A 15,162-nucleotide genomic window follows, 5' to 3' on the forward strand; every position below is an offset into this window, starting at 1 on the left:
GGTCGCCGCCATGCCGGGAACGCCGGACCCGCAGGATCCGTACGTCATGCAGGGGATCGAGGAGATGAAGGAAAAGACCCTCGGGCAATTCCTTCTCGAAAAGCACGAGCCGATCGCCGTGGTCGGCGTGGGAATGCGCCTGCCCGGCCGGAACAATTCCCTTTCCGATCTCGATTCCTTTCTGCGGGACGGGCGTTCCGGTATCGGTCCGCTGCCGCGCGACCGCTGGGTTCCGGAGGTGGCGGACGGCGACATCACCGCCGTCGCGGGCGGTTTCCTCGACCGTATCGACGAATTCGACGCACAGTTCTTCAACATTCCCCCGAAGCAGGCTCCCTTCATCGATCCGGGGCAGCGGCTGCTGCTGGAGACGGTGTGGGAGGCCCTGGAGGACTCCGGCATCGATCCGGCCGTGCTGCGGCACGGCGACGGCGGGGTCTACGTGGGCGCCTCCCCCCTGGACTTCCCCCTGGAGCTGGAGGGGCTCTCGGACGAGCAGCTCGACGGGAACCTGGCGACCGGGCTCGGGGCGTACTCGCTGTCGGGGCGGCTCTCGTACTTCCTGGGCTGGCGCGGCCCGAGCCTGACGACGGACACCGCGTGCGCGGCCTCGCTGACCGCCCTGCACCTGGCGGTGCAGGGGCTGCGGCGGCGCGAGTGCGGGATCGCCTTGTGTGCCGGGGTGAACACCCTGCACAACCCGCGTTCGTACGTGATCCTCTCGCACGCCCAGATGCTCGCCCCGGACGGACACTGCAAGACCTTCGACGAGAGCGCCGACGGGTACGCGCGCGCCGAGGGCTGCGGGGTGCTGGTCCTCAAGCGGCTGTCGGACGCGGTGGCCGCGGGCGACCGGGTGCTGGCCCTGGTACGGGGCACCGCCATCGGGCAGGACGGGGAGAGCGCGGGCCTGAGCGCGCCCAACGGCACTGCGCAGGAGGCGGTGATGCGGGCGGCGCTGGCCGACGCGCGGCTGGAGCCGGGCGACATCCAGTACGTGGAGGCGCACGGCACGGGGACTCCGCTCGGCGATCCGATCGAGATGGGTTCGGTGAACGGGGTGTTCGGTGCCTCCCACGCCAAGGACGACCCGCTGACCATCGGCTCGCTGAAGGCCAACCTGGGGCACATGGAGCCTGCGGCCGGGCTCGGCGGACTGATCAAGGTGATCACGCAGATGCGGGCCGGCACCTTCTTCCCGCACGTGTGGCGCAACCTCTCCGGCCGGATCCCCTGGGACACCTATCCGATCGAGGTGGCGGCGGAGGAGCGGCCCTGGAAGGCCCCGGTGCGCCGGGCCACCGTCAACGGCTTCGGCGTCGCCGGGGCCATCGCGGTCGCGGTACTGGAGGAGGCCCCCGCCCGGGACGCCGACCGGGACACCGCGCCCGCCGCGCCCGACCAGGAGTACGGGCAGGTCTTCACGCTGTCCGCCAAGTCCCGGCCGGCGCTGCGGCTCCAGGCCGAGCGGTACGCGCGCTTCCTCGCCGAGCACCCCGGCACCTCCCTCGCCGACCTGTGCCGCACCCGGGCCACCGCCCGCTCGCACTTCCGCTTCCGGGCGGCGGCGGCCGTCTCCTCCCTGACCGAGCTCGGCACGCTGCTGGAGCGGTGGAGCGCGCCCCCGCGCGGCGAGGAGAAGCCCGACGCGTTCCGCAAGGTGGCCTTCCTGTTCACCGGGTCCGGTTCGCAGTACGTGGGCATGGGACGGGCCCTGTACGGGCGCCACACCGTGTTCACGCGCTGCGTCGACGAGTGCGACGCGCTCTTCGCCCCGCTGCTCGGGCGCTCGGTGGCCGCCGTGATGTTCGGCGACGCCGAGGACGCGGAGGAGACCCTGGCCCGTACGTCCTTCACGCACGCGGCGCTGTTCACCCTGGAGTACGCGCTGGCCCGGCTGTGGCTGTCGTGGGGGGTGCGGCCGAGCGTCCTGATCGGGCACAGCGTGGGCGAGATCGTCGCGGCCACGGTCGCCGGGCTGTTCTCGCTCGCCGACGGGGTGACCTTCCTCGCCGCGCGTTCCCGGCTGATCGAGTCGGTGTCGGCGCCGGGCGGGATGGCCGCGGTGGCCGCGCCCGCCGAGGAGGTGCGCCCGCTGCTCCTGCCGTGGCCCGAGCTGGCCGTCGCCGCCGTCAACGCGCCGGAGCAGTGCGTGGTCTCGGGCGGCGCCGGGGCGCTGGCCGAGGCGGTGGAGGCGCTGCGCGCCCGGGAATGGACGGTGACCCCGCTGCACGTGACGGCGGCGTTCCACTCGCCGCTGCTGGAGGAGGTCGCCGAGCCGCTGGCCGAGGTGCTGCGCGGGATCTCCTTCGGGGAGCCGCGGCTGCCGATCGTGTCCAACCTGACCGGCCGGATCGCGGCGCCGCGGGAACTGGCCACGCCCGAGTACTGGGTGCACCACATGACGCGGTCGGTGGAGTTCGCGGCCGGGGTGCGGACCATCGCCGAGCGCGGCCGGCACGTGTTCCTGGAGGTGGGTCCGTCCACGGCCCTGACCTCGCTGGCCCGCCAGTGCGTACCGCAGGAGCAGCACCGGTGGCTGAGCTGCCTGCGCCGCAAGGACACCACGGGCGCCACCCTGGACGCCGCGCTGGCCGGTGCGTACACGGCGGGGCTGAACATCGCCTGGGGCGAGGTCCACGCGGACGGGCCGGGGCGGCGGATCCCGCTGCCCGGCTACGCCTTCGACCGGCGTTCCTACCGGCTCCCGGCCCGCCCCGCGGCGCGCGCCGGGGCCGCCGGCGCCGGCCATCCGCTGCTGGGCCGCGAGGGCGGATCCGGGGACGGCCGGCGGGAGTTCACGGCCCGGATCAGTGCGGCGGCCCCGGCGTACCTGGCGGACCACGTCATCGGAGGCCAGGCCTTCCTGCCCGCGGCGGCGTACCTGGAGCTGCTGCTGGCGGTCCAGGACGAGGTCCACGGCGACACCGGCCGGGCGGTGGAGGACGTCCGCTTCCACGAGGCGCTGTTCCTCTCGGACCGGCCGACGCTGCTGCTGACCCGGGTGCGCACCGAGCCGGACGGACGGCTGTCGGTGGAGGTCTCCAGCCGGTCCGGGGACGAGCCCGGGGGCGTGGAGAGGCTGCACGCGACGGCCGCGATCGCCGCGGAGGCGGCCGCCCCGGGCTCGCTGTCCGATCAGGGCCGGGCCCTGGTGGGTCTGCTGGGCGCGGTGCGGGGGGTGCGTTCCTCGAAGGCGCTGGACGCCGAGGACGTGCGGGCCGCCTACGCCGAGGCCGGGCTGGAGTACGGGCCGCAGTTCCGGCGGGCCCGCTCGGTGACGGCGTACGGGCCGAACTTCGCGGTGACGGAGCTGTCCGGCGCGGACGTCTCGCGGGCCGAGCACCTCCCGCCGCCGCTGCTGGACGGCGCGACGCACGCCCTGGCCGCCCTCGCCGACGACGGCCGCCGCTACGTGGCCACGAGCGTGGGCCGGCTGCGGACCTTCAAGAAGCCGCGCGGGGAGGCGTTGCGTTCCGCCGTGCGGGTCACGTGGGCCGACCGGCCGGACACCGGGACGGGCGGGGGCCCGGCCTTCACCCTGGACCTGCTGCTGCTGGAGGACGGCCCCGAGGGTGCCGGCCGGCCGGTGGCGGAGCTGTCCGGGATGGGCTTCACCCGGCTGCCGGACCGGCCGGTGGAGGTGGCCGCCGGGGCCGCGGAACCGGCCGCGTCCGCGCCGGTCGACGTGGAGGCGCTGACGGCGGCGCCGCCCGAGGAGCGGCGGGCCGCGCTGGTCACGCTGGTGCGGGCCACCGTCGCCGCGCTCCTCGCGGTGGACGACCCGGAGTACGTCGACACCCAGGCGAGCTTCCTGGAACTCGGCGTGGACTCGCTGACCGCGATCGTGCTCAGGACCCGGCTCCAGACGCGGCTGCGGGTCCCCCTGGTCTCGTCGGCGGTCTTCGACCACCCCTCGGTGGAGGAGCTCGCCGAGGTCCTGTCCCACCGGCTCGCGCCCGCGCCCGTGGTCGCGGCGTAGGCCCCCTGAGCAACAGCCAAACGACACGAGGGAACCCCATGGACAACCGTACGGAGGACCGGACCCTCGCCGCCCGCGCGGCGCTGCACGCCCGGAACCGGCCCGACCGGCCGGCGGTGATCTGCGAGGACCGCACGCTGACCTACGGGCAGCTGCACCGGGAGAGCAACCGCACGGCGCACGCGCTGCTGGACTCCGGTCTGGCGGCGGGCGCGCGGGTCGGCTACCTGGGCCGGGAATCGGAGCACTACTACGACCTGGCGCTGGGCTGCGCGAAGAGCGGCGCCGTGCTGGTGCCGGTGAACTCGCGGCTCACGGCCGGTGAGGTCGAGCATGTCCTGCGCGACTCGCAGGCCGAACTCCTCTTCGTGGAGAGACAGTTCAGGCAGGTGGTGGACAGGCTGCGGCCGTCGCTGCCGCGGCTGGTCCGGATCGTGGAGATGGACTCGGACCGCCATGTGGCGGGCGGGTTCCTCGACTGGAAGCGGGGGCGGCCGCAGACGGAGCCGGACCCGGCCGCCGCGGCCGGTTTCGACGACCCGGTCGCGCAGCTGTACACGAGCGGGACGACCGGCCTGCCCAAGGGGGTGGTGCTGGCGCAGCGGACCTTCTTCACCTTCATCGCCGACACCCGGGCGGCGGGGGTCGACTGGATCGACTGGCGGCCCGAGGACCGGGGGCTGAGCTGCTTCCCCGGTCTGCACACCTCGGGCTTCGGCTGGTTCATGCACTCCTTCAACGCCGGCGCCACCACGGTGATCATGCGTCAGTTCATCGCCGACGAGGCCACCCGGCTGATCGAGCACCACCGGATCACGACGCTGTGGGCGGCGCCCGCGATGCTGCGGATGATGCTGACCGAGCGGGGCACCACCCGCGAGACCTTCCGTTCGCTGCGCAAGGTGGTCTACAGCGGCTCCCCCATCGACCGCGAACTCCTGCTGACCTGCATCGACGTCCTGGGCTGCGAGCTGGCGCAGGGCTACTCCTCGGCGGAGGCGGGCAGTTTCGTCACCTGCCTGGCGCCGGAGGACCACACCCCGGACAGCCGGGTCCTCGCCTCGGCGGGCCGGGTCTGCCCCGGCAACGAGGTGCGGATCCTGGACGGGGAGGGCCGGCCGCTGCCGGCGGGCGAGGTGGGCCGGGTGGTCGTCAGGAGCCCGGCGCGCTTCCTCGGCTACTGGCAGCTGCCGGAGGTGACGGCACAGGCCCTGTCGGGCGCTTCGGGCGAGTGGCTGTCCATGGGCGACATGGGGCACCTCGACGCCGACGGCTACCTGTTCCTCGTCGACCGGGTCAACGACACCATCATCGTCGCAGGTCAGAACATCTATCCGACGGAGGTCGAGAATGCCCTGCGGGCCCACCCGGCGGTCGCCGAGGTCTCCGTGTACGGAGTCCCGCACCCCGACTGGGGGGAGGCCGTACGGGCCGCGGTGGTGCTGCGTCCGGGAGCCGAGGCCACCCCGCGCGAGTTCCTGCGGTTCATGAACGGGCGGATCGCCGGGTTCAAGATCCCGACGGGGTACGACATCGTGACCGCCCTGCCGCGCAACCCCACCGGGAAGGTGCTGCGGCGGGTGCTGCGCGAACGGCACACCCAGGCGGCCGCGTCGCCCGCCCCGGCCACGGCCGCGTAGAGCCCGATGGAGACCCTGGGCCCGCTGCCCGAGGTGCAGGGCGCGTCGCGGTGGCTGCACCCGGCCGACGCGGAACCGGACGCGGAGCTGCGGCTGTTCCTGCTGCACCACAGCGGGGGCGGCGCCTCCATGTACCGGGAGTGGCCCGCGCGGCTCCCGGGGTCGGTGTCCTGCCAGGCGGTGCAGCTGCCCGGCCGTCAGGAGCGGCGGCGCGAGGCCCCGTACACGCGGCTGGGCCCGCTGGTGGAGGCCCTCGCGCGGGTGGTCTCGGACGAGCTGGACGGGCGCGCGTACGCGGTGTTCGGGCACTCGATGGGGGCGCTGCTGGCCTACCGGCTGACGGTGGAGATGGAGCGGCGGGGCCTGCCGGCCCCGGCGCTGCTCGCCGTGTCGGGGTGGGCCCCCGAGGGGTTCTCGGCGCCGGCGGCGCTGTCCGCGGACCCCCTCGAAGCGCTGCGCCTGCTGGGCGGGCTGCCGGCGGCGGTCGAGGCGGACGCGGAGCTGCTGGCGGCGGCGGTCCGGGCGATGGGCGCCGACGGCGCGGTGTGCGCGCAGTTCTCGGACGACGGGGCGGCCGTGGGCGTCCCCGTCGTCGCGTACTCCGGGCGCGAGGATCCGCTCCTCGCGCCCGGTGCCATGCGGTCGTGGGCCGGGCGGACCGACGAGTTCCTGGGGTGCCGGACCTTCCCCGGGGACCACTTCTACCTGCGGACCCACGCCCGCGCCATCACGGCCGACCTGGCCCAGCTGCTGCCGCGGTACGCCGCGGGGCCCTGACCGGGCGGCGTCCCCGCAGAACCGGAGGTACACCGTCATGCTGCCCCGACCCAATGAACTCCTCGCGCGCTACGTCGCGTTGTGGAACGAGACCGACGCGCAGCGCCGGCGCGACATGGTGCACGCCCTGTACGCGCCCGACTGCACGTACGTCTTCTACCGCAAGGACCCGATCCGGGGGCACGCGGCGCTCCTGGAGCAACTGGCGTACACGCACCAGGTGTACGGCCCGATGGGGTACGAGTTCCGGTCCTCGAACAACGCGACCGGCCACCACGACGTCGTCCGGTTCAACTGGGTGATGGTCTCGGCGGCCTCGGGCGAGATGGAGATGTCCGGCCAGGACATCGTCGTGCTCGCCGAGGACGGGCGAATTCAAGCCGACTACCAGTTCCACGACAGGATGCCCTCGTCGTTCGTCTACAACGACGGTTACGAGGAGCACGGCGTCGCCGTCCGCGCGGCCCAGCCCCGGCGCACCGGTGTCGCGGGCCCCTGACGGGAGCCTCGGGCGCGGACGCACCGGCCCCGCGGCACCTCGGTGCCGCGGGGCCGGTCCCGTGGGGCGGGGCGGGTCAGAGAGCGGCGCCCGCCAGGGCGTTGGGGCAGTGCTGGCGCAGTACGAGCTCGGCGGTGGCCAGGGCCATCCGGGCGGGCCCGTCCACCCCGAGCACCTCGCCGTTGGCCAGGAGGCCGCCGATGACGAGCATCAGCGTGTCGGCCAGGGCGTCGGGGTCCTCGGCGCCGGCCTGGGCGCCCATGTCCCGCAGCCAGTTGCGCAGGCCCTTGAGGTGCAGCGTCGCCTCCTGGCGGCCCGGGTGCGCCGGGTCGCGGAACTCGCTGGAGGTGTTGTAGTAGATGCAGCCGTGGAAGTCCGGTTCCCTGACGCTGGCCTGGAAGAACTCCATCAGGGCCATGATCTGCCGGGCCGGGTCGCCGCTGTGGGGGGCCGTCACCTCTTCGGCCTGCTCCCACCACTGCGCGTCGCTCTCGCGCAGCCAGGCGGCGATGAGCTCGTCCTTGCTGGCGAACTCGCGGTAGAGCAGGCTCTTGCCCACTCCGGTCGCGTCGATCACCTGCTGCATGCCGACGGCCCGGACCCCCTGCTCACCGAAGAGTTTGGCCGAGGCCTCCAGAATCCGCCGCCTCGTACCTGGTGCCGGTGTACGCGCCATGTCTGAACTCCTTCCCCTCTCCCCCGCGGATCCCAGCATACGTTTGACAGCGGGGTTTGTGAGCGCTAGAAATGGACCGATCAGTCCCGGACTGATCGGTCCGTCATTCTTCACCATGTTGCGGCCCACACTGCTTCCGACGACACTCCGATCGGAGTCTGATCATGACCGAGGCATCACCGACCTCTCCCCCCATCGCACGGACGGCGTTACCGTCCGCCCCCGTGGTCAAGAGCCTGCCCCTGCTGCTCCTGGTCGTGTGCGCGGTGCAGTTCCTGGACGCGATGGACATCGCGAGCATGGGACCGGCCCTCCCCCTCGTCCAGGCGGACCTGGGCATGTCGACCTCCGCCCTCCAGTGGGTCGTCTCCGCCTACGCCCTCGGATTCGGCGGGTTCCTGCTGCTGGGCGGCCGGCTGGCCGACCTCTACAACCGCAAGAAGCTGCTGATCGGCTTCCTGGCCGTGTTCGTCCTGGCGAGCGTCCTCGGCGGCATCGCCGACAACGGAGTGCTCCTGGTCGTGGCCCGTCTCCTCAAGGGCGTCAGCGCCGGCATCACCGCACCCGCCGCCATGGCGATCCTGCTCGACGCCTTCCGTGACGAGCAGTCACGCAACCGCGCGCTCGGCACCTTCCTCGCCGTGGCCTCGGCCGGTTACTCGCTCGGCCTGATCCTCGGCGGCCTGATGGCGGGCGTCTCCTGGCGCCTGGTCCTGTTCGCCCCGGCCGTGGCCGGTGTCCTGGTCGCCCTGCTCGCCTCCTCCGTGGTACCCGCCCAGCAGGAGAAGGGCAAGAGCGGCAGCCTCGACATCCTCGGCGCCGTCACGGTGACGGCCGGCGCGGTGGCCCTCGTGTACGGGCTCAGCCGGGCCGCCAGCGATGGCTGGAGCGACGCGCAGACGATCGGCTCGCTCATCGCCGCCGCCGTGCTCTTCCCGCTGTTCGCCGTGGTCGAGAGCCGGCACCCGGCACCGCTGGTACCGCTCTCCGTCTTCCGCAAGGGCCAGCTGACCCGCGCCCTGGTCTCGATGCTCTTCTTCGGCGCCTACGTCTCCTTCCAGTTCGTGCTCACCCTCTACTACCAGGAGCAGCTGGGCTGGACCCCGCTGGAGGCCGGTCTCGCCTTCCTCCTCGGCGGCGTGCTGACCGCGGGCACCGCCCGCTACGGCGCGGCCCTGGTCACCAAGTACGGCGCCTGGCCGGTCGCCACCGGCGGCCTGGTCCTGCTGAGCATCGGCTACCTCGGCTGGGTCCTGCTCATGGGTCAGGTCGACCCGCTGGTCACGCTGTTCGCGCAGCAGCTCCTCGGCGGCCTCGGCTTCGCCGCGGTCTACCCGGCGCTGAACATCGCGGCCGTCGGCACCGCCGAGCCCGACGAGCAGGGCCTGGTCTCGGGCCTGTTCAACGCCGGCGCGCAGATCGGCAACGGCGTGGTCATCGCCGTCACCGCCACCGCGTTCTCGCTCTCCACCGGCGGGATCGCCCCGTACCGGGCGGGCCTGTGGACCGTCACGGTCATCACCCTCGCCGTCACCCTCGTGGCCCTGGCGGGCGCCGCCCGCTACCGCCGGAAGGCCGCGGCCTGACCGGAGGGCGTCGCCGCCGCGGCGGCGACGCCCTCCCCCCGATCGGCCGTGCAACACGTCTGGCGCACCCATTGGATCCCCCGCATCCGGCGCCGGACGTGTTGCACGGCCTTCGTCGCGTTCACCCCCCCCGGCGGGGCCTCCGGACGGAGGGCGGGGGGTCATTGGCTTCATTGACACGCTCCTACCTGACCAAGTACGGTCGGGACCGATCGGTCCACTAGGAATTCAGTACCGCTTGAGTACCGCTTCCGGCACCGAATCGATCACCCGGCGCCAGTGCACACGACACCGTTCTCTTTCCATCTCGCGGGGAGATGTTTGTGTTGCTGTTCTCAGTCCTAGGCTCCATAGAAATAATGAAACAGCGGGTCGCCGTGCGGCTCGGCGGCGCCATGCAGCAGACGCTCCTGGCGACCCTGCTCGCGGCCGGCGGATCGCTGGTCACCGTCGACTCCCTCATCCTCGAACTCTGGGGGACCACACCCCCCAACAAGGTCGAGAACGCCCTCCAGGCGCAGGTCAGCCGGGTGCGCAGAACCCTGGCCGCGGTGGAGCCGGACCGGGAGGGATCGCGGGTGGTGACGAGCACCTCCGGCTACATGTTCCTCTTCGACCGGTGGGAACTCGACGCCTACCTCTTCCTCGACACCGTGGACGCGATCCACGCGAGAACCGGCACGGACACCCTGTCCGAACACCGCCAGAACGTCGCCGATCTCCGCGCCGGACTCTCCCGCTGGCGGGGTCCCGTATTCGGCGGACTGGCCGGCGGACCGATCTGCCGGACGGCCTCCACGAGATATATGGAGGCCCGGAATTCGGCGCTCATTCTGCTCTACGATCTCGAACTGCGCACCGGCGGTCACGAACGGATCCTCCCGGAGCTGACCGAGCTCTACTCCCGCAACCCGAACCACGAACAGTTCTGCATGCTCCTCATGCGGGCCCTGTACCGCTGCGGCCGCCAGCTCGACGCCCTGACGGTCTACCGCCAGTGCCGCCACAACATGATCGAGTCACAGGGGATCGAGCCCTCCCCCGTACTGAGCCAGTACGAACGGGCGATCCTCACCCACGACCCGATGCTGCTCCAGAACGAGCCCTACTGGCCGGTGCCGGCCCTCGTCGCGAGCTAGGGAAGAGCCCCGACATGGGCGACGCCCTGCTGCTGGTCGCGCACGGCAGCCGCGATCCGCGCCACGCGGCCACGGTCCGCGCCCTCACCCGCCGGATCCGGTCGACGAGGCCCGGACTGCGCGTGAGCACGGCCTTCCTCGACTTCGACGCCCCCTCCGTACCGGAGGAGCTGGCGCGGGCGGCCCGCCACGGAGCCCCCCGGCTGGTGGTCCAGCCGCTGCTCCTGACCCGGGCCTTCCACGCGAAGACGGACCTGCCCGACGCCCTGCGCCGGGCACCGTCGTCCCTCACGGTGCGCCGGACCCCCGTCCTGGGACCGGATCCCCTGCTGATCGCCGCGCTCGAACGCCGGCTGTACGAGGCCGGGCTCGCCCCGGACGACCGCGCCACGACCGGCGTGGTCCTCGCGGCCGCGGGCAGCGGCGACCCCGAGGCGGCCGCCGCGCTCGCCGGGATCGCCCGGCGGTGGCAGCGCACCGGCGGCTGGCACTCCGTACGCCACGCCTGCGCCTCCCGCGGCCCCCGCACCGAGGACGCCGTACGGGCGCTGCGCGCCGGGGGCGCCCGGCGGATCGCGGTCGCCCCGTACGTCCTGGCGCCGGGACGGCTCCCGGACCGGATCGCGGAGGGCGCCCGCAGTGCCGGGGCGGACGTCCTGGGCGCGGTGCTCGGCGCCGCCCCGGAACTGGCCCGCCTCGTCCTGCTCCGCTACGACGCGGCCGTCCGCGTCCCGGCCCTGACGGGCTGACCGGGGCCGGTCCCGGTCCGCCCGGCCCCTCACGGGCGCAGGCCGCGCCGGCGCAGCATCCGGCGTTCCAGCGGGCCGAAGACCAGCAGGTCGACGACGACGCCGACCAGCAGGATCAGGACGATGGCGAGGAAGATCCGCGCCATGTCGGAGGTCTCGCGCCCCGACTCCAGCAACTGGCCCAGGCCCAGGCCCAGGTCGGGGGAGCTGGCGATGATCTCGGCGGCCATCAGGGAGCGCCAGGAGAAGGCCCAGCCCTGCTTGAGGCCGGCCAGGTAGCCGGGCAGGGCGGCGGGCATCACCACGTGCCGGGCGCCGCGCAGGCCCGTGGCGCCCAGGCTGCGGCCGGCCCGCAGGAACAGCGGCGGGATCTGGTCGATGCCGGAGACGAGACCGCCCGCGATGGAGGGGGTGGCGCCGAGCAGGATCACGGCGTACATCATCGAGTCGTCCAGGCCCAGCCACAGGACCGCCGGGGGGACCCAGGCGACCGAGGGCAGGGACTGCAGGCCCTGGAGGATCGGCCCGATCGCGGCGCGCACGAACTTCACGCGGGCGACGAGCAGGCCGAGCGGGGTGCCGATGGCCAGGGCCAGCAGGAAGCCCGACAGCCCGCGCCAGACACTGGTCCACACGACGTCGAGGAGGGTGCCCCGGAACCAGAGGTCGCTCAGGCTGTGCCAGACGGCGGAGGGCGGCGGGAGCATGTAGTCGTCGGTGATCCGGGCCCAGGTGAGCGCCTGCCACACCGTCAGCACCAGGGCGACGGCGACGGCGGGCGGCAGCACCTTGCCCGACAGCACCCGGCGCAGGGAGGTGCGGGCGCCCTGGTGGGTGTCGAGGGCGTCGAGTCCGGCCAGCTCGTTCGAGGCGGCGCGGAGCTCTCGGGACGGCCGGGTCCCCGCAGGCCCGAGGTCAGTGCCAGCCATGGCGGCGGATCTCCCCACGCAGGTGTTCGGTGATCTCGACGGAAAGCTCCGCGACGTCCGCGTCCTCGATGCGGCGCGGCTGCGGGATGTCCACGGTCCATTCCTTGGCGACCCGGCCGGGCCGGGAGGAGAGCAGGACCACGCGTTCGGCGAGGCGGACGGCCTCGCGGACGTTGTGCGTGACGAAGAGGACGGAGAGTCCCGTCTCGGCCCAGATGCGGGTGAGTTCGCCGTGCAGGACGTCGCGGGTGATGGCGTCGAGGGCCGCGAAGGGTTCGTCCATCAGCAGCAGGCGGCTGTCCTGGGCCAGGGCCCGGGCCAGGGCCACGCGCTGGCGCATGCCGCCGGACAGTTCGTGGACGCGCTTGCCGTAGGCGCCGCCGAGCCGGACCAGCTCCAGCAGCCGTTCGGCTTCGGGCCTGCGGTCGTTCTTGGCCACTCCGCGCAGGCGCAGGGCGAGTTCGATGTTCTTGCCCGCGGTGAGCCAGGGGAAGAGGGCGTGCTCCTGGAACATCAGGGCCGGACGGCCCTCGGTGGTGACGGCGCCGGCGGTCGGGGTGTCCAGTCCCGCGACCAGGTTGAGCAGGGTGGACTTGCCACACCCCGAGGCCCCCAGGATGGTGACGAACTCCCCGGGAGCGACATCGAGGCTGATGTCGTCCAGGACGGACTGCGGTCCGGCCGGGCCGGGGAAGGACTTCGAGACGTGCTCGATGCGGACGGCCCGGGCGAGGGCCGTGGTGTGCTCCGCGTTGATCAGGGCGGTCGCCATCGCGGTCACCTCCCTTGGTCGTCGGAGCCCGGACCCGGCGGGGTGACGGGGGGCCTGTGCAGGGAACCGAGGACCTCGTTCAGCGGCCCGAGGTCGTAGATGCCGGTCAGGTCGGGCCGCTCCAGCAGGCCCGCGGCTACGGCGTGGTCGGCCTGGGCCCGCAGGGTGGCGGCCAGCGGATCGTCGGTGACGACGATGCCCGGCCAGGCCCGGTCGATGACCTCGGGCTCCAGCTCCTTGCCGCTGAGCGTCTTCAGGGCGGCGTTGGCGGAGGCCTTGGCCTCGTCCCGGTGGGCGTTGATCCACTCGTTGGTCTTCACCGTGCCCCTGAGAACGGCCTCCACCACGTCCGGGTGCGCCTTGAGGAACTCCTGCGACACGACGACGTTCGTGATCACGAACTTCCCGTCGGGCCACAGGTCGCTCTCGTCGAGCAGGACGGTCGCACCCTCGGTGACCAGCTTGGACGCGGTCGGCTCGGGCACCCAGGCGCCGTCGACGGAACCGGACCGGTAGGCGTCGGGGGTGATGGCGTTGTTGGTGCGGACGACGGACACGTCGCCCTTGCCGCTGGCCGCGTCGACCTTCCAGCCGCGCGTGGCCGCCCAGTTGAGGAAGGCCACGTCCTGGGTGTTGCCGAGCTGCGGGGTGGCGATCCGCTTGCCCTTGAGGTCGTCGAGGGTCTTGATCCGCTCCGGGTTCACGACGAGTTTGACCCCGCCGGAGGCGGAGCCGGAGACGATCCGCAGGTTGCGGCCCTTTGACTTCACGTAGCCGTTGACGGCGGGCGAGGGGCCGATGAAGGCGATGTCGACGGAGCCGGCATTGAGGGCCTCGACCTCGGCCGGACCGGCGTTGAAGGTGGTGGTCTTCAGGGCGGTGCCGCCCAGTTCCCGCTGGATCAGCCCTTCCCGTACGCCGACCAGGGCGGTGGCGTGGGTCAGGTTCGGGAAGTAGCCGAGGGTCACGGAGCCCGTCGAGAGCTTCGCGCCCGCCCCGCCCGCGGGGGCCTGGGCGGCGGCGGGGACCTGGTCGGCCCGGGAGCCGTAGCCGCAGGAGGTGAGGGCGGCGAGCAGCAGGAGGAGGGCCGCGGCGGGGCGCGTACGGCGGGCGCGGCGGGCGCGGAACATGCTCAGAGGCTCCATTCGTGCTCCGTGAAGGCGTCGCCGGCCATGCCCGCGGTCAGGGTGGTGCCGTCGGCCGGGTCGATGAGGAGGAAGGAGCCGGTGCGGCGGGAGTCGGCGTAGGCGTCGAGCGCGAGGGGTTCGGCGGTGCGGACGACGACGCGGCCGATGTCGTTGGCGACCAGCTGCCCGGGGGCCGGGTGCTGGGAGAGGTCGTCGAGGGTCAGCCGGGAGGGGATCTCCTTGACGATCGCCTTGACCGTGCGGGTGGTGTGTTTGAGGAGGACGCGCTGGCCGACCGTGAGGGGCCGGTCGGCTACGTGGCAGACGGTCGCGGCGACGTCCCGCGTGGTGGTGGGGGCGAGGGCGGTGGGGGCGATCAGGTCGCCGCGCGAGATGTCGACGTCGTCCTTCAGCCGGAGCGTGACGGACTGCGGGGCCCAGGCGGTGTCCACGGGCCTGCCGAGGGCGTCGATGCCCTCGATGGTGCTGGTGCGGCCGGAGGGCAGGACGGTGACGGCCTCGCCGACGCGCAGGACGCCGGAGGCGATCTGGCCCGCGTAGCCCCGGTAGTCGGGGTGGGCGGCGGTCTGCGGGCGGATCACGTACTGGACGGGGAAGCGGGCGCGGGCGGCGGTGGACTCGTCGGTGACGGGGACGGTTTCGAGGTGTTCGAGGACGGTGGGGCCGCCGTACCAGGTCATGTGTGCGGAGGGCTCGACCACGTTGTCCCCGGCCAGGGCCGAGATCGGGATGGCGGTGACGTCGAGGATCCCCAGCTCGCGGGCGTACGCGGTGAACTCCTCGGCGATCTTCGCGAAGACGGTCTCCCGGTAGCCGACGAGGTCCATCTTGTTGACGGCGAGGACCACGTGCGGGACGCGCAGGAGGGCGGCGACGGCGGCGTGGCGGCGGGTCTGTTCGATGACGCCGTTGCGGGCGTCGACGAGGACCACGGCCAGGTCGGCGGTGGAGGCGCCGGTGACCATGTTGCGGGTGTACTGCACGTGCCCGGGGGTGTCGGCGAGGATGAACCGGCGCCGGGCGGTCGCGAAGTAGCGGTAGGCCACGTCGATGGTGATGCCCTGCTCGCGCTCGGCGCGCAGACCGTCGGTCAGCAGCGCCAGGTCCGGGGTGTCCTGGCCGCGCCGGGCGGAGGCGGCCTCGACGGCCTCCAGCTGGTCGGCCAGGACCGATTTGGAGTCGTGCAGCAGGCGGCCGACCAGGGTGGACTTGCCGTCGTCGACGGAACCGGCGGTCGCGAAGCGCAGCAGCGCGGGAACGTCCAT

12 protein-coding genes are annotated in these 15,162 nt (G+C 73.1%); 7 read left to right on the plus strand and 5 right to left on the minus strand.

Annotation, left to right across the window (positions count from 1 at the left end):
* Positions 1–10: 10 nt before the first annotated feature.
* The 4 genes from SLAV_RS39760 to SLAV_RS39775 are packed head-to-tail and all read left to right on the plus strand — an operon-like array spanning position 11 to position 6,898.
* Positions 11–3,982 (plus strand): type I polyketide synthase, encoded by a 3,972-nt coding sequence (locus tag SLAV_RS39760; RefSeq protein ID WP_100661365.1) that lies wholly within the window; start codon positions 11–13, stop codon positions 3,980–3,982.
* A gap of 38 nt (positions 3,983–4,020) precedes the next feature.
* On the plus strand, positions 4,021–5,622 hold the full coding sequence (locus SLAV_RS39765) for a long-chain-fatty-acid--CoA ligase (RefSeq protein ID WP_031943773.1): 1,602 nt from the start codon (positions 4,021–4,023) through the stop codon (positions 5,620–5,622).
* Positions 5,623–5,628: 6 nt separating this feature from the next.
* A complete protein-coding gene (locus SLAV_RS39770) occupies positions 5,629–6,399 on the plus strand; it encodes a thioesterase II family protein (protein ID WP_031943772.1) in 771 nt (256 codons plus the stop codon).
* 37 nt (positions 6,400–6,436) lie between these two features.
* Positions 6,437–6,898, plus strand: a complete 462-nt coding sequence (locus SLAV_RS39775; RefSeq protein WP_031943771.1) for a nuclear transport factor 2 family protein — start codon at positions 6,437–6,439, stop codon at positions 6,896–6,898.
* Between the two features lie 76 nt (positions 6,899–6,974).
* Here the strand turns inward: SLAV_RS39775 and SLAV_RS39780 are convergent, their stop codons facing one another.
* A complete protein-coding gene (locus SLAV_RS39780) occupies positions 6,975–7,574 on the minus strand; it encodes a TetR/AcrR family transcriptional regulator (RefSeq protein ID WP_031943770.1) in 600 nt (199 codons plus the stop codon).
* A 224-nt stretch (positions 7,575–7,798) separates the two neighbouring features.
* Between SLAV_RS39780 and SLAV_RS39785 the strand changes: the two genes are divergently transcribed.
* From SLAV_RS39785 to SLAV_RS39795, 3 genes are all read left to right on the plus strand, one after another.
* On the plus strand, positions 7,799–9,160 hold the full coding sequence (locus SLAV_RS39785) for an MFS transporter (protein ID WP_159038079.1): 1,362 nt from the start codon (positions 7,799–7,801) through the stop codon (positions 9,158–9,160).
* Between the two features lie 359 nt (positions 9,161–9,519).
* Positions 9,520–10,299 (plus strand): AfsR/SARP family transcriptional regulator, encoded by a 780-nt coding sequence (locus tag SLAV_RS39790; RefSeq protein ID WP_233109171.1) that lies wholly within the window; start codon positions 9,520–9,522, stop codon positions 10,297–10,299.
* Between the two features lie 14 nt (positions 10,300–10,313).
* Entirely contained in the window at positions 10,314–11,048 is a 735-nt protein-coding gene (locus SLAV_RS39795) for a sirohydrochlorin chelatase (protein ID WP_031943767.1), read from the plus strand.
* A gap of 29 nt (positions 11,049–11,077) precedes the next feature.
* Here SLAV_RS39795 and SLAV_RS39800 read toward each other — a convergent pair whose 3' ends face one another.
* The 4 genes from SLAV_RS39800 to SLAV_RS39815 are packed head-to-tail and all read right to left on the minus strand — an operon-like array spanning position 11,078 to position 15,162.
* Entirely contained in the window at positions 11,078–11,977 is a 900-nt protein-coding gene (locus SLAV_RS39800) for an ABC transporter permease (RefSeq protein WP_031943766.1), read from the minus strand.
* A complete protein-coding gene (locus SLAV_RS39805; protein ID WP_031943765.1) occupies positions 11,964–12,749 on the minus strand; it encodes an ABC transporter ATP-binding protein in 786 nt (261 codons plus the stop codon). The genes SLAV_RS39800 and SLAV_RS39805 overlap by 14 nt, the downstream gene beginning before the upstream one ends.
* A 5-nt stretch (positions 12,750–12,754) precedes the next feature.
* The gene (locus tag SLAV_RS39810; protein ID WP_233109170.1) at positions 12,755–13,894 is read right to left on the minus strand and encodes an aliphatic sulfonate ABC transporter substrate-binding protein; all 1,140 of its coding nucleotides are present in this window, start codon (positions 13,892–13,894) and stop codon (positions 12,755–12,757) included.
* Positions 13,882–15,162, minus strand: a complete 1,281-nt coding sequence (locus SLAV_RS39815) for a sulfate adenylyltransferase subunit 1 (RefSeq protein WP_031943763.1) — start codon at positions 15,160–15,162, stop codon at positions 13,882–13,884. The genes SLAV_RS39810 and SLAV_RS39815 overlap by 13 nt, the downstream gene beginning before the upstream one ends.

Source organism: Streptomyces lavendulae subsp. lavendulae, assembly GCF_002803845.1.
GTDB classification, from domain to species: Bacteria; Actinomycetota; Actinomycetes; order Streptomycetales; family Streptomycetaceae; genus Streptomyces; species Streptomyces lavendulae.

Coding starts and splice junctions, on each gene's coding strand:
- SLAV_RS39760 (WP_100661365.1), top strand. CDS start 11: ATGCCGGGAACGCCGGACCCGCAGGATCCGTACGTCATGCAGGGGATC.
- SLAV_RS39765 (WP_031943773.1), top strand. CDS start 4,021: ATGGACAACCGTACGGAGGACCGGACCCTCGCCGCCCGCGCGGCGCTG.
- SLAV_RS39770 (WP_031943772.1), top strand. CDS start 5,629: ATGGAGACCCTGGGCCCGCTGCCCGAGGTGCAGGGCGCGTCGCGGTGG.
- SLAV_RS39775 (WP_031943771.1), top strand. CDS start 6,437: ATGCTGCCCCGACCCAATGAACTCCTCGCGCGCTACGTCGCGTTGTGG.
- SLAV_RS39780 (WP_031943770.1), bottom strand. CDS start 7,574: ATGGCGCGTACACCGGCACCAGGTACGAGGCGGCGGATTCTGGAGGCC.
- SLAV_RS39790 (WP_233109171.1), top strand. CDS start 9,520: ATGAAACAGCGGGTCGCCGTGCGGCTCGGCGGCGCCATGCAGCAGACG.
- SLAV_RS39795 (WP_031943767.1), top strand. CDS start 10,314: ATGGGCGACGCCCTGCTGCTGGTCGCGCACGGCAGCCGCGATCCGCGC.
- SLAV_RS39800 (WP_031943766.1), bottom strand. CDS start 11,977: ATGGCTGGCACTGACCTCGGGCCTGCGGGGACCCGGCCGTCCCGAGAG.
- SLAV_RS39805 (WP_031943765.1), bottom strand. CDS start 12,749: ATGGCGACCGCCCTGATCAACGCGGAGCACACCACGGCCCTCGCCCGG.
- SLAV_RS39810 (WP_233109170.1), bottom strand. CDS start 13,894: ATGGAGCCTCTGAGCATGTTCCGCGCCCGCCGCGCCCGCCGTACGCGC.
- SLAV_RS39815 (WP_031943763.1), bottom strand. CDS start 15,162: ATGGACGTTCCCGCGCTGCTGCGCTTCGCGACCGCCGGTTCCGTCGAC.